This is a genomic window from Leifsonia sp. ALI-44-B (genome assembly GCF_001984125.1).
In the GTDB taxonomy this organism is placed as follows: domain Bacteria; phylum Actinomycetota; class Actinomycetes; order Actinomycetales; family Microbacteriaceae; genus Okibacterium.
Map to the genome: position 1 here is coordinate 1316909 of NZ_MTQL01000007.1, position 14839 is coordinate 1331747.

General features: G+C 67.7%; 9 protein-coding genes. All 9 read left to right on the forward strand.

The genetic code is table 11. The features are described from left to right. Positions 1-12 precede the first annotated feature (12 nt). Positions 13-3894, forward strand: a complete 3882-nt coding sequence (locus ALI44B_RS13205; RefSeq protein ID WP_077055055.1) for a DNA-directed RNA polymerase subunit beta' — start codon at positions 13-15, stop codon at positions 3892-3894. Positions 3895-4110: 216 nt separating this feature from the next. Further along, positions 4111-4890 carry a hypothetical protein gene (locus ALI44B_RS15995; RefSeq protein ID WP_077055056.1) on the forward strand — a complete coding sequence of 260 codons (780 nt, stop codon included), beginning with the start codon at positions 4111-4113 and terminating at the stop codon, positions 4888-4890. A 110-nt stretch (positions 4891-5000) separates the two neighbouring features. Then, positions 5001-5687, forward strand: coding sequence for a hypothetical protein (locus ALI44B_RS13215; RefSeq protein WP_077055057.1), 687 nt, complete (start codon positions 5001-5003; stop codon positions 5685-5687). 213 nt (positions 5688-5900) lie between these two features. Continuing rightward, positions 5901-6713: an amino acid ABC transporter substrate-binding protein gene (locus ALI44B_RS13220; protein WP_077055058.1), complete on the forward strand. Its 813-nt coding sequence runs from the start codon at positions 5901-5903 to the stop codon at positions 6711-6713. Between the two features lie 145 nt (positions 6714-6858). Next, positions 6859-7521 (forward strand): amino acid ABC transporter permease, encoded by a 663-nt coding sequence (locus ALI44B_RS13225; protein WP_077055059.1) that lies wholly within the window; start codon positions 6859-6861, stop codon positions 7519-7521. Next, on the forward strand, positions 7508-8329 hold the full coding sequence (locus ALI44B_RS13230) for an amino acid ABC transporter ATP-binding protein (protein WP_077055060.1): 822 nt from the start codon (positions 7508-7510) through the stop codon (positions 8327-8329). The genes ALI44B_RS13225 and ALI44B_RS13230 overlap by 14 nt, the downstream gene beginning before the upstream one ends. Before the next feature lie 93 nt (positions 8330-8422). Further along, complete coding sequence (locus ALI44B_RS13235; protein WP_077055061.1) at positions 8423-9739, forward strand: MFS transporter; 1317 nt, start codon at positions 8423-8425, stop codon at positions 9737-9739. A 57-nt stretch (positions 9740-9796) separates the two neighbouring features. After that, complete coding sequence (locus tag ALI44B_RS13240; RefSeq protein WP_077055062.1) at positions 9797-14335, forward strand: type VII secretion EssC family protein; 4539 nt, start codon at positions 9797-9799, stop codon at positions 14333-14335. A gap of 156 nt (positions 14336-14491) precedes the next feature. Further along, positions 14492-14788: a WXG100 family type VII secretion target gene (locus ALI44B_RS13245; protein WP_077055063.1), complete on the forward strand. Its 297-nt coding sequence runs from the start codon at positions 14492-14494 to the stop codon at positions 14786-14788. Positions 14789-14839 lie beyond the last annotated feature (51 nt).

Here is a 14839-nt window from a genome sequence, read left to right on the forward strand (position 1 = left end):
GTAGGAGAGAAATTGCTCGACGTAACCACTTTTGACGAGCTTCGCATTGGCCTGGCTACCGCTGACGACATCCGTCGTTGGTCGTACGGTGAGGTCAAGAAGCCCGAAACCATCAACTACCGCACCCTGAAGCCCGAGAAGGACGGTCTGTTCGGCGAACAGATCTTCGGACCGTCGCGTGACTGGGAATGCTCCTGTGGCAAGTACAAGCGTGTCCGCTTCAAGGGCATCGTCTGTGAGCGCTGCGGTGTCGAGGTCACGAAGTCGTCTGTGCGCCGTGAGCGCATGGGCCACATCGAACTCGCCGCCCCCGTCACTCACATCTGGTACTTCAAGGGCGTCCCGTCTCGCCTCGGTTACCTGCTCGACATGGCGCCGAAGGACCTCGAAAAGGTCATCTACTTCGCCGCCTACATGGTGATCGACGTCGACGACGAGGCCCGCCACGCCGACATGCCCGGTCTGGAGAACGAGCTCCGTCTCGAGATCAAGACCCTGGGTGACCAGCGCGACAGCCGCATCGCCGACCGTCTGAAGAAGCTCGAAGACGACCTCGCGGCCCTCGAGGCCGAAGGCGCCAAGAGCGACCAGAAGCGTCGCACCAAGGATGCCGCCGAGAAGGAGATGAGCCAGACCCGCAAGTCGTACGACGAGCAGATCGCTCACCTCGAGCGCGTCTGGGACGACTTCCGCAACCTGAAGGTCGGCGACCTGAAGCCGGAAGACGCCGTGTTCCACGAGCTGCAGGACCGCTTCGGCCTGTACTTCGACGCCTACATGGGCGCCGAGGCCATCAAGAAGCGCCTCCTCTCGTTCGACCTCGTGGCCGAAGCCGAGCTGCTGCACCTGCAGATCGCCGAGGGCAAGGGTCAGAAGAAGATCCGCGCCATCAAGCGCCTGCGCGTCGTCAACTCGTTCGTGCAGACCGGCAACTCGCCGGCCGCCATGGTGCTCGACGTGGTCCCCGTGATCCCGCCCGAGCTGCGCCCCATGGTTCAGCTCGACGGTGGCCGCTTCGCCACGTCCGACCTCAACGACCTCTACCGTCGTGTGATCAACCGCAACAACCGTCTGCGTCGTCTGCTCGACCTCGGTGCCCCCGAGATCATCGTCAACAACGAGAAGCGCATGCTTCAAGAGGCTGTTGACGCGCTGTTCGACAACGGCCGTCGTGGTCGCCCCGTCACCGGTACCGGCAACCGTGCCCTCAAGTCCCTCAGCGACATGCTGAAGGGTAAGCAGGGTCGTTTCCGCCAGAACCTGCTGGGCAAGCGCGTCGACTACTCGGGTCGTTCGGTCATCATCGTCGGCCCGCAGCTGAAGCTGCACCAGTGTGGTCTGCCCAAGCAGATGGCCCTGGAGCTCTTCAAGCCGTTCGTCATCAAGCGCCTGATCGACCTGAGCCACGCTCAGAACATCAAGGCGGCAAAGCGTATGGTCGAGCGCTCGCGCGCCGAGGTGTGGGATGTCTTGGAAGAGATCATCCGCGAACGCCCCGTGCTGCTGAACCGTGCGCCCACGCTGCACCGTCTCGGCATCCAGGCGTTCGAGCCTCAGCTCGTCGAGGGTAAGGCCATCCAGCTGCACCCGCTCGTGTGTGCTGCGTTCAACGCAGACTTCGACGGCGACCAGATGGCTGTCCACCTCCCGCTGTCGGTCGAGGCCCAGGCCGAAGCGCGCATCCTGATGCTCGCCTCGAACAACATCCTGAAGCCCTCCGACGGCCGCCCGGTCACCCTGCCCTCGCAGGACATGATCATCGGTCTGCACCACCTCACCACCCTCAAGTCGGGTGTCGAGGGCGAAGGCCGCGCGTTCTCCTCCGTCGCAGAAGCGATTCTCGCGAAGGACCAGGGCTCGCTCGACCTCAACGCCAAGGTGCGCATCCGTCTCGAAGGCGTGCACTTCGCCGAAGGACAGACGCCCGAAGACTTCGACGAGAGCAAGCCGTACCTGCTCGAGACGACGCTCGGTCGCGCGCTCTTCAACGAGGCCCTGCCTTACGACTACCCCTACATCGAAGACGTCGCCGACAAGGGCCGACTCTCGACGCTGGTCAACGACCTCGCCGAGCGTTACCCCAAGACGGTCGTCGCTGCCACCCTCGACAACATCAAGGACGCCGGTTTCCACTGGGCGACCCGAAGTGGTGTCACGGTCGCTCTCTCCGACATCCTCACTCCGCCGAACAAGCGCGAGATCGTGGGTGCCTACGAGAAGCAGGCCGCCAAGGTGCAGTCGCAGTTCGAGAAGGGTCTGATCACCGACTCCGAGCGTCGTCAGGAACTCATCCAGATCTGGACCGAGGCAACCGACAAGGTCGCCGAGGCCATGCGTGCGAACTTCCCCGAAGACAACACCATCAACCGCATGGTGTCGTCGGGTGCACGTGGTAACTGGCTGCAGATCCGCAACATCGCCGGTATGCGAGGCCTGGTGAACAACCCGAAGGGTGAGATCATCCCTCGCCCGATCATCTCGTCCTACCGCGAGGGCCTGTCCGTGGCCGAGTACTTCATCGCCACGCACGGTGCCCGTAAGGGTCTGGCCGACACGGCGCTTCGTACCGCCGACTCCGGTTACCTGACGCGTCGACTCGTCGACGTCTCGCAGGACGTCATCATCCGCGACGAGGACTGTGGCACCACCAAGGGCCTCACCCTCACCATCGCTGCGAAGGATGCCGACGGCACCCTGGTGCGCGACGCCAACGTCGAGAACTCCGTGTTCGCTCGTTCGCTCGCCGCCGAGGCCGTCGACCCCCAGGGCACCGTGGTGGCCGAAGCCGGAGACGACGTCGGAGACGTTCTCATCGACAAGCTCGTTGCCGCTGGCGTCGAGACGATCAAGGTCCGCTCCGTGCTGACCTGTGAGTCCAGCGTCGGTGTCTGCGCCGCCTGCTACGGCCGTTCGCTGGCCACCGGCAAGCTCGTCGACATCGGTGAGGCCGTCGGTATCATCGCGGCCCAGTCGATCGGTGAGCCCGGAACGCAGCTCACGATGCGTACCTTCCACACCGGTGGATCCGCGTCGGCAGACGACATCACGCAGGGTCTTCCCCGCGTGCAGGAGCTGTTCGAAGCCCGTACCCCGAAGGGTGCGACCCCGATCGCCGAGGCGCCGGGACGCATCACCATCGAGGAGACGGACAAGAGCCGCAAGGTCATCCTGACGCCCGACAACGGCGACGAAGCAGTGATCTACCCGGTGCTGAAGCGTGCAACCCTCCTCGTCGAGGACGGCCAGCACGTGGAGCTCGGTCAGCCGCTGCACATCGGTGCCGTCGACCCGAAGGAAGTCCTGCGCGTGCAGGGCGTCCGCGAAGTGCAGAAGCACCTCGTCGGTGGCGTGCAGGGTGTCTACCGCTCGCAGGGTGTCCCCATCCACGACAAGCACATCGAGGTCATCGTTCGTCAGATGCTCCGCAAGGTGACTGTCGTCGACCACGGTGACACCGACCTGCTGCCCGGTGAGCTCGTCGACCGCATGAAGTACAACGAGCTGAACCGTGCCGCTCTCACCGAGGGCAAGCGCACGGCCTCGGCCCGTCAGGAAGTCATGGGAATCACCAAGGCGTCGCTGGCCACCGAATCGTGGTTGAGCGCGGCTTCCTTCCAGGAGACCACGCGTGTTCTCACGCAGGCCGCCATGGAAGGCAAGTCCGACCCGCTGGTCGGCCTCAAGGAGAACGTCATCATCGGTAAGCTCATCCCCGCCGGAACGGGACTCGCGAAGTACCGCGACGTCACCGTCGAGGCGACGGAAGAGGCGAAGGCGGAGCGTTACCCGAACCGCATCTTCGCGTCCGATGGCGCGTTCGATGAAGCGGACCTCGGATTCGTCGACTTCGACACCTTCTCGAGCGACGACTTCACTCCCGGCACCTACAACTAAGCAGCATCCAACGCCCGGCTTCGGCTGAGTGTGTGAAGAGGGCCCCGGCATTTGCCGGGGCCCTCTTTTCGTGCGTTACGAGACCGTTATGGCGGCATGCATACGCCGGAATGCGCGAGGTGCCAGGATGTCCCCGAGCGTGCATGATGTGCGCCTGAAAATGAGCCCCGTGCCCTCTCGGCGCGGGGCCCCACAAGACAATACGGGGGCAGAGAAATGAGCACAGGGGACTTCGACGGCAACGGTGCCGAGCCGGATGAAACGGCCGGCGCGGCATCCGATTCGGGCGCCGCGCGAACGCGGGCGGGCAAGACGACGAGGTGGCTCGTCGCTGCCGCGCTCGTCCTGCTCCTCGTCGGGGGCGGCATCACGGCGCTCGTCATGGGCAACTCGCAGCGTGGCTCGGACGACGCGGCCGTCGACGCCGGTTCGACATCCACCGCAGCCCCGGCCACGCCCGGCAGCTCCGCCGCGACACCGACACCGACGTCGACATCGACCCCCACCCCGGGCACCGATGACCCGAACGAGACCCCCACGGTGGCCGAGACGGCATCCATTCCCTCGGAGTGCCGGGGCCTCTATGACGACGCCACCTGGGCAAGGCTCACAGGTGACTCGCAGCTGCCCCTGAACATTCCCGAGATGACGCACGACCAGAACTTCACCGGTTCCGACACGATCGATGCCGTCTTCGCGCCGCTCGTCAGCCTCGAGTGCATGTGGGGCCAGCCCGGTGAATACGGCATCAGCACGTGGGTCGCGACGGTCGACGAGGCGGAGGCCGCCGAAGGCCTCGCGCTGCTCAAGGCGGAGGGCTACGACTGCGGCGACCAGCTGGGCGGGGTGCGCTGCACGAAGGAGCACACCGACGGTCCGATGATCGCCGGGCACTCGATGGTGTTGCGGGGCGACGCGTGGGTGGCGACGCACTATGTCAACATCACCCCCGACAACTACTCCGAGATGGTTGTCGGCAAGCTCTTCGGCGAGTAACCGAGGGCATGGTGACGGGTCGGCGCTCGGCGCCGCAGCGTCAACGTCTTGACGGCTCGGCGCAGCCCGGCTGGGTAAGGTGAAGGCATCGTGAACCGAGGAGATCGACCGTGACCGCAGACAGTGCAGCCCCCACGCCGAACGACCGCGTGCGTCGCCGCAACATCACGCTCGCCATCGCCGCGGGCATCGTGTTGATCGTCGTGCTCCTGGCCGGTGTTCTCATCGGGTTGCAGGGGCTCGGCGGCACGAACGCCGGCGGGTCGGATGGGGGAGCGGACGGTTCGGGCTCCGGTGCGGGTGGTTCGAGCGAGAGTGCGCGGCCGCTGCCCAGCGAGACCGCGGCCGCCGCGCCCGTGATCACCGGTCCGAACCCGCAGAGCTGCGATCAGGTCTACAGCACGCGCATGTTCGCGACGCTCGAAGCGGGCGGCCCGCTGAACGACGAGACCATTGCCGAAGAACCCGCGAGCTCGATCCCCGCCGTCGCGGCACTGCTCGCCGACCTGCCCGGCCTGCGCTGCAGCTGGGGTCAGGCGGGCGAGTTCGCCATCATCACCGAGGTGAAGCAGGTCACCGCCGAGCAGTCCGCGGCGGCCCTGACGGCCCTGCGCGCGGCCGACTTCTCCTGCTACGCCGAGGCGGGCGGCACGCGCTGCGTCGTGCAGGACGACTCCGAGGGTGGATCGTCGGGGCAGTCGCACTTCCTGCGCGAGAACGTCTGGCTCGCGACCGACTGGCTGAACTGGCCGCAGGCCGGCTACACGGCCGATATGGTCCGCACGCTCTGGGGCTGAAAAAAGTCGCGCCACCCAGGAATGAGCGGGGGCGCGTGCGCGTTGCAGCACGAGGTCGAGCTTTCCGAGCCGGTCGCGCCGAGGCCTGGTGCGACGACACGGCGGAGGCTGCCGTAACACCGCGACATCGAGTCGCGGGGGCGGTTCGGGCCACGTAACTTGTGCTGAGGCATCCGCTGGTCGTTGCGGGTGCGAACGAGAGGAAACATCCCCATGTCGTCACGTCGTATTTTCGCCGCAGTGGCCGCCGGTGCGCTCGCCCTCGGGCTGAGCGCGTGCTCGTCGGGTGGAGTCGAGTCGGGTTCGGGCAGCACAGAGCCCACGAGCCTCGAGCAGATCAAGGATGCCGGCTCGATCGTCGTCGGAACCGAGGGCACCTACCGCCCGTTCAGCTACCACGAGGGTGGCGCTGGCGACCTCACGGGCTACGACGTCGAGGTCGTGACCGCCGTTGCCGACAAGCTGGGCGTCGACGTGAAGTTCGAAGAGACCCAGTGGGACGGCATCTTCGCCGGCCTCGAGGCTGGCCGCTTCGACATCATCGCGAACCAGGTGTCGATCAACGACGAGCGCGAAGAGAAGTACACGATGACCGAGCCCTACACGATCTCGCCCGGTGTGGTCATCGTCGCCAAGGACAACACCGACATCTCGTCGCTCGACGACCTGTCCGGCAAGACCACAGCTCAGTCGCTCACGAGCAACTGGCACGATGTGGCCACCACGGCCGGTGCCAACGTCGAAGACGTCGAGGGATGGGCTCAGGCCGTCGAGCTTCTGCAGCAGGGCCGCGTCGACGCGACCGTCAACGACAAGCTCACCTACCTCGACTACCTGAAGCAGCAGCCGGATGCCGGCATCAAGGTCGCCGCCGAGCTCGACGATGTGTCGCGCAACGCCTTCGCCCTGAAGAAGGGCAGCGACGACCTGGCCGACGCCATCAACAAGGCCCTCGACGACCTGCGCGCCGGCGGCACGCTCGCCGAGATCTCTGACAAGTACTTCGGCAGCGACGTCAGCCAGTAGGCACGGACGGAGCGCTCGGCCCGGCCGGGCGCTCCCCGCACGAGCGCAAGCCCGGTGCGACGCGCAGCCGTGGCTGCGAGGATAGACCGATCGGGGTGGCTGCCCCGCGTGATCAACGAGCGAGAGACGAGAGGTGAGGCATCCGATGGACAATCTCGAACTCTTCTGGACCTCCCTCTGGCCCATCGTCTCGGGCGCCATCATGGGCACGATCCCGCTCGCGCTCGTGTCGTTCGTCGTGGGCCTCGTGCTGGCTCTCGGCGTTGCCCTCATGCGGCTGTCGAAGAACCGCCTGCTCTCGGGCATCGCGCGCGTCTACATCTCGATCATCCGCGGCACACCCCTGCTCGTGCAGCTCTTCGTGATCTTCTACGGGCTGCCGTCCCTCGGCATCAAGCTCGACCCGTGGCCGAGCGCCATCATCGCGTTCTCGCTCAACGTAGGTGGCTATGCGGCCGAAGTCATTCGCGCGGCCATCCTGTCGGTGCCGAAGGGGCAGTGGGAGGCCGGGTACATGCTCGGAATGTCGCCCGCCAAGACCCTGCGCCGCGTGATTCTGCCGCAGGCCGCGCGCGTGTCGGTGCCGCCGCTGTCGAACACGTTCATCAGCCTGGTCAAAGACACCTCCCTGGCCTCGCTGATCCTCGTGACCGAGCTGTTCCGGCAGGCCCAGCGCATCGCCGCCTTCAGCCAGGAGTTCATGCTGCTCTACCTCGAAGCGGCCCTCGTCTACTGGCTCATCTGCATGGCCCTGTCGACCGGCCAGAACGTTCTCGAGAAGAGGTTGGACCGCTATGTCGCACACTGAGCCGACCCGGCGCCCCGGCCAGGTGAGCCAACCTCTGCTGCGGGTCTCGGGTCTCGAGAAGCGTTTCGGCGAGAACCGCGTGCTGCGCGGTGTCGACCTGGATGTCGCGCGCGGCCAGGTGCTGGCGCTCATCGGCCCGTCGGGCTCGGGTAAGACGACGCTCCTGCGATCGCTCAACGGCCTCGAACGCCCCGAAGCGGGTGTGCTCGAGATCGGGTCCGATGTGCGCGTGGACTTCGCCGGCCGCGACATCCGCCAGGGTGTGCTGGCGGCGCGCAACCGCACGTCGATGGTCTTCCAGCACTACAACCTCTTCCCCCACCGCACCGTGCTCGAGAACGTGATCGAGGGCCCCGTGCAGGTGCAGCGGATGCCGAAGCAACAGGCAACGGCCGAAGCGCTCGTGCTGCTCGAGCGCGTGGGCCTGGCGGACAAACGTGACTCCTACCCGTTCGAACTCTCGGGCGGGCAACAGCAGCGCGTCGGAATCGTGCGCGCCCTCGCCATGAAACCCGATCTGCTGCTCTTCGACGAGCCCACCTCGGCGCTCGACCCCGAACTCGTGGGCGAGGTGCTCGCCGTCATCGCCGAGCTCGCGTCCGAGGGTTGGACCATGGTCGTCGTCACGCACGAACTCGCGTTCGCGCGCGAGGTCGCCGACGAGGTCGTGTTCCTCGACGGCGGTGTGATCGTCGAGCGCGGGGCGCCGAAACAGGTGTTCCAGTCGCCGCGCGAAGAGCGCACCAAGCAGTTCCTCCGCCGCATCCTGCACCCCTTCGGCAGCGACGATTCGGCCACCGACGCATAAATCGCCTCGCGGCGCCACCTCGTGCGACCCGCCCACGCCCCGCAGTAGAGTGGGCGCCACGCGGGCCCGGCCCGGAACAGCGAGGAGCACGACATGGCGACGAACGAGCACGACGAGCACGACGCACGCGACGACCGCGGCAACCGCGACGTGAACGGTGAGCAGCAGCCCCCCGTGACGCAGCCGGAGCCGGGCGAACACTATGTCGTCGACTACGACGCCGTGCCCGCAGAAGAGGACCGCACCGTGCGCGAGACCGAGATGTACGACCCCGTGGTCGACGAGCAGGCCGCAGCGCCGCGCACCGCCGACGGCGCGCGGTCGGACGATGCGCATGACGCGCACGCCGACTCGAGACCGGCCGCACCTGTCCTGCCCGTTGGGTCGCACGAGACGCACGAAACTCACGAGTCGCCCCGGGCGACCCATGCGGACGCGACCGACAACCTGAGCGCATCCGATCACGACGCCGCGGCTTCACACACGGGACACGACGGCACGCTCGACGCCGACCGCGCCTCAGATGCGCGCGTTCACGACGAAGACACGCGCGACCACAGCTTCGCCCCGGCCGCCGCGGGCGTCGCCGGAACCGCGGGTGCCGCATCCGTCGCCGCCGCGCGCCACGACGACACGCGTCACGACAACGACTCGCGCGCCGATCGCACAGGCGACGCAGACCGCGCCGCGAACACCGACAACACCGCGACCGCCGCCCACACCGACAACACCGCGACTGCGACCCACACCGACGGCGACCTCACCGACCGCGAGCGCGCCGCCATCCGCGACGAGCGCGGCACGACGACGACCGCGCACACGGTCAACGACGAGGAGCGCCGCTCGATCCAGGTGCAGGCCCCGACCACGCCCGTGAAGCGCAGCAACCGCGGCTTCGGCATCGGCGTCATGCTGCTCTCGAGCCTCGTCTTCGCGGCCATCTATGGCGCGATCATCTACCTCGTCACCTTCTTCTTCCTCGACCCGTCGGTCGACGACGGCACCCAGGGCGTCCTCCAGGCCCTCGGCACCCCGGTCTTCTGGGTGCCCGTGCTCGTCTACCTGGTGGCCTGCATCCTCTGGGTCCTCATCGTGAACCGGGCCGGCGGATGGCTGCACGTGCTCTTCGGCCTCATCGTCGGTGTCCTCGCCTACGCCAGCGTCGTGGCCGTGCTGTCGGTCACGGCCTCGCTCGCCGAATCGCGCCCCGAGGACTTCACCGACTTCGTCTTCCGTTCGCTCATCGACTCGCGCGCGCTGCTGGCCTTCATCGTCGCCCGCGAGCTGCCGATCTGGTTCGGGGCCTGGGTGGGTCGCCGCGGACGCAAGCTGCGCGAACAGCACGCCGAGGCGCGCCGCGTCTACGACGACGAGTTGGCGGCGCAGAGCGACCGCTCACGGGTAGGGTAAGACCGTCCCGGGGTGAGACATGCCGCCGGGCCTGCCCGGTGAAAGGTACGACACCCCATGCGACTGAAGCTCACTCTTGCGCGATCCTCGGGCAGCACTGAAGACATCGTCGTCACGACCGATGCCGCCGCCACCATCGCCGAGGTGGCGGCGACGATCGCCCGCGTCGACCCGGCGTCGCCGTTCCAGGCGGACGGCAACGCCGGCCCGAGCGCTGGTGCCGGGGCTCCCGCATCCGGTGTCTCGGATGACGCGCTGCCCGATCTCACTCTGCAGGCAGCGCTGCCCGGGCACAGCGAGTGGCTCACGCTGCCGCCCGATGCCCCCGTGGGTGAAGCCTGGATCGGCTCGGGCGCGACCGTCGCGCTGACCGAGGCCGGCCGCTACTTCTCGCCCGCCAAAACGGGCAACGCGCCCACGCTCGCCACGCTCGAGATCCTGACGGGATCGGAGAAGGGCCGCACCCTGTCGCTCAGCGAGGGCAGTGTGACGATCGGCCGCGAAGACGTGTGCGACATCGTGCTCGACGACCGCATGGTGTCGAAGAAGCACGTGCGGCTCGAGGTGGGCGACGGCGTCGACGTCATCGACCTGGGCTCGGCCAACGGCGTCGAGGTGGATGGCGGCATCGTCACGCGTCTGCACGTGCGCGACGTCGACACCATCCTGCTCGGCGAGACCGAGCTGCGCATCCGCGTGCACGAGAGCGTGGCGGGTGCCGGCGCACCCAAGGCCGGGCCCATCTTCTTCAACCGGTCGCCCCGCGTCGAGCGCCGCTATGCCGGCCAGGAGTTCGCAGCGCCCGAGGTGCCCGCCGAGAAGGAGAACCAGCCGTTCCCCCTACTCGCCATGCTCACGCCCATGCTGCTCGGCGGGGCCATGTTCCTCATCACGAAGAACCCCATCTCGCTGCTCTTCGTGGCCATGACGCCCATGATGCTCATCGGCAACTACCTCACCACGCGCACACGCGACAAGCGCCGCCTGAAAAATGCCATCGCGCAGTTCGACACGCACCTCGAAGACCTCGACGAGAGGTTGCAGCGCGAGGCCATCATCGAACGCGAGGTGCGACTCGCCGAGGCGCCCTCGACGGGTGAGGCGCTCGAGCAGGCCATGCGCCGCGGCCCGGCCCTGTGGACGCGTCGCCCCGAGCACTGGGCCTTCCTCAACGTGCGCCTCGGCGTGGGGTCGATGCGTTCGCGCAACTCGATCAAGACCAGCGAACGCGGCGACCTGCTGCCCAAGTTCCAGGAACGCCTCGACGCCCTCATCGAGAAGACCGCATTCGTGCCCGGCGTGCCCCTCATCGACAACCTCTACGATTCCGGCGCGCTCGGCGTCGCCGGCAAGGGGGCCGCTGCGGCGGGTGCGCTCAACAGCATCCTCGTGCAGCTGACGGCCCTGCACTCGCCCGGCGAAATGGCCGTCGCCGCCCTCGTGAGCCCCGCCTGGTCCGAACGCCTGACCTGGCTGAAGTGGATGCCGCACACCTCGTCGCCGCAGAGCCCCATCGAGGGCATCCACCTCGCCGACGGCGCCTCCAGCGCCGCCGCCCTGCTCTCGGAGCTCGAGGGTCTCGTGCAGCAGCGCGCGGCGGACAAGCGCAAGGCCGCGAAACGTGGCGCCCTGCGCATCGACCGCGCCGCCATCGAACGCGGTGCGGATGTCGGCGAGGGCCAGGACGACGGCGTCGACGCACCCCTGCCCGCCGTCGTCGTCATCATCTCGGACGACGTGTCGGTCGACCGCGCGCGCCTCGTGCAGCTCGCCGAACAGGCCGCGGATGTCGGCATCTACCCGATCTGGGTTGCCGACGACGTGCCCGCGCTGCCCGCCGTCTGCCGCACCTACCTGTCCCTGCCGAACGGCGACGAGAACGCCGTCGTGGGCCTCGTGCGCCTGGGCGAGACCGTCGACGACGCCGTCACCGAGCTGATCGACGAGACGGTCGCGCTCGACTACGCCAAGCGCCTCGCATCCGTCATCGATGCTGGCGCCATCGCGGCCGACTCGAGCGACCTGCCGCGCTCGGTGTCGATGGTGAGCCTGCTCGGCCACGAACTCGTCGAACAGAGCGAGGCCGTCATCGACCGGTGGCGCCAGAACAACTCGATCCACGACCGGCGCCCCGGCGTCGAGCCGAAGAAGCGTCGCGCCGGCAAGCTGCGCGCGACGGTCGGATCGGCCGGCGTCGAAGCCATGCACCTCGACCTGCGTACGCAGGGCCCGCACGCCCTCGTGGGTGGCACGACGGGTGCCGGCAAGAGCGAGTTCCTGCAGGCGTGGGTGCTCGGAATGGCCGCCGAGTACAGCCCCGACCGCGTCACGTTCCTTTTCGTCGACTACAAGGGTGGTTCGGCCTTCGCCGATTGCGTCACGCTGCCGCACTGCGTGGGTCTCGTGACCGACCTGAGCCCGCACCTCGTGCGCCGCGCCCTGACCAGCCTGCGCGCCGAGCTGCACTTCCGCGAGCACCTGCTCAACCGCAAAAAGGCCAAAGACCTTCTCGAACTGGAGAAGCGCGGCGACCCCGACAGCCCGCCGGCGCTCGTGCTCGTCATCGACGAGTTCGCCGCCCTCGTGGGCGAGGTGCCCGAGTTCGTCGACGGTGTCGTCGACATCGCCCAGCGCGGACGTTCGCTCGGCATCCACCTCATCATGGCCACGCAGCGACCCGCGGGCGTCATCAAAGACAACCTGCGCGCCAATACCAACCTCCGCGTCGCTTTGCGCATGGCCGATGAGAGCGACAGCCAAGACGTCGTGGGCGTGAAGGATGCCGCGCACTTCGATCCAGCTATTCCGGGCCGCGGCCTCGCCAAAACGGGCCCCGGCCGCCTGCGCACCTTCCAGTCCGGTTACGCCGGCGGATGGACGGCGCGCGAACCCGAGCGCCCGGGCATCGAGGTTTCCGAGCTGCGCTTCGGCGCCGAGAACCGCTGGGAGGAGGCGCGTCGCACCGACGTCGACGAGAACCGTGACCTCGGGCCCACCGACCAGCAGCGGCTCGTCACGTCTATCATCCAGGCGTCGTCATCCGCGGCCATCCCCGCGCCCCGTCGCCCCTGGCTCGACGAACTCGCCAAGGTGTACGACCTCGGCAAGCTGCGGCAGCGCAGCGACGCCGAACTGCTCCTCGGCGTGACCGACCTGCCCGACTCGCAGCAGCAGAAGCCCGCCTACTTCCGCCCCGACCTCGACGGCCACCTCGTCGTCTACGGCACGGGTGGAACGGGCAAGAGCACGGTTCTGCGCACCATCGCCACGGCCGCGGCCATCACGCCGCGCGGCGGACCCGTCGAGGTCTACGGCCTCGACTTCGGCGCCGGCAGCCTGCGCATGCTCGAGACGCTGCCCCACGTGGGCTCGATCATCAACGGCGACGACAACGAACGCGTCGTGCGGCTCATGCGCTACCTCAAACAGCAGCTCGAATCGCGCGCACCCCGCTTCGCCGAGGCCAACGCGGCATCGATCGTCGACTACCGGCGGTTGGCGAACAAACCCGAGGAGCCGCGCATCCTGCTGCTCATCGACGGGTTCCCCGCGTTCCGGGCCGATTACGAGGTTCCCTCGGGCCGAACGCAGTGGTACGGCGTGTTCCAGGACATCATCGCCGACGGGCGCCAGCTCGGCATCCACGTGGCCTTCACGGCCGACCGCCCGGGTTCGGTGCCCGGCTCGGTGTCGTCGAGCGTGCAGGGTCGCGTCGTCTTGAGACTCGCGGATGACGGAGGCTACGGCCTGCTCGACGTGCCCAACGACATCCTGAGCGCCGCGTCACCGGCCGGGCGAGCCATCGTCGAGGGCGAGGAGACCCAGATCGCGGTGCTCGGCGGAACGCCCGTGCTCGCCGAACAATCGCAGGCCACCGCCGCACTCGCCGCCGCCATGACGCGCGCGGGCGTCAAACCCGTGCCGCCGGTGCGATCGCTGCCGCGCGAATACCCCGTCGACGATCTGCCGGCCACCGTCAACGGCCTGCCCGTCGTAGGCATCGGCGACGAGAACCTCGGGCCGGTGGGGCTCGAAGCAGCCGGAACGTTCCTCGTGTCGGGCCCGCCCGCATCCGGCCGGTCGAATGCCCTGCGCGCGCTCGCCGCCACGCTGCGACGCGCGAGCGACGACACCCGCCTCTACTACGTGGGCAACAAGCGCTCGCCGCTCGCCAGCGACCCCGCGTTCGTGGCCACGGCGACCACCATCGAGCAGGCCGCCGAACTGGCGAAGGACCTGAGCGCGGCGATGTCCGACGAGGACACCGAGGGCCGCATCGTCGTGATCATCGAGCAACTCGCGGACTTCTTGCAGACCTCGGCCGACAACCCGCTCGTCGACATGATCCGCACGGCCAAGCGCAGCGACCACCTCGTCATCGGCGAGGCGGAATCGAGCTCGTGGACCAGCTCGTGGCCGCTGCTCGGCGAGTTCAAGAACGCGCGCCGGGGCCTGCTGCTGCAGCCCGAGACCATGGACGGCGAAGTCATCGTGAAGACATCCCTGCCCCGGATGACGCGCGCCGAGTTCCCCGAGGGCCGCGGCGTGATGGTGGCGTCGGGCAAGTTCCAGCGCGTGCAGATGCCCCTGGCCTAAGGGGGAGCCCGGAGGGGGAGTCGCATGGGGAGTGCTCCCCATCGACGCCGCCGAATCCATTCGTTAGGTTTCTTCTAGACGGTGACGCAGAACCCACCGGCATCCATAACTTGACATCAGTACCACCCCGTTTTCACCCACAAAAGGAGCAACATCATGGCAAACCTCAACGTAACCTACGGTGACCTCAAGACCGCTGCCGGCCAGCTGTCGACCGGTAAGGGCGCCCTCGAGGACAAGCTCAACGAGCTGCAGCGTCTGGTCGGCGACCTGGTGTCGTCGGGCTTCGTGACCGACGCGGCGTCGGGTGCTTTCCACGACTCCTACACGCAGTTCACGACCGGTGCCACGCAGGCTGTTTCGGGCATCCAGGGTCTGTCTGACTACCTGAACAAGGCTGCCGACGCTCTGCAGAACACCGACCAGGAGCTGGCCAACGCCATCAAGGGCTAACACCTCTCCTCGCCGCGAGGCAAGCTCTACTTCCGGACTCCCGGCCCCCGT